This window comes from Peribacillus sp. SIMBA_075, assembly GCF_046534585.1.
In genome coordinates, this window is the sequence record NZ_JAWRYN010001390.1 from 1 (window position 1) to 244 (window position 244).

At 52.5% G+C, this 244-nt stretch carries 1 pseudogene; it reads left to right on the forward strand.

Features of this window, described 5'->3' with window-relative positions:
- A pseudogene (locus SB775_RS32890) lies at nt 1-241 on the forward strand (ribulose-phosphate 3-epimerase); the annotation flags it as partial.
- Nucleotides 242-244 lie beyond the last annotated feature (3 nt).

Consider the following 244-nt stretch of genomic DNA (forward strand, 5'->3'; position numbering starts at 1 on the left):
CGGCGGACAGAAGTTCATCCATTCAGTCGTCCCGAAAGTTGAGGCATTATCCCAGCTGATTAACGATAAAGGCTTGTCTGTCGAAATCCAGATCGACGGCGGCATCAATGAAGAAACGATCGTTCCATGCGCAAAAGCAGGGGCGAACGTCTTTGTGGCCGGATCTGCCATTTTCGGTAAACAAGACCGCGCGCAAGCTTTGCAGGCGATCAAAAAAGCGGGGCAAGGAGCCATCTCGTGATCG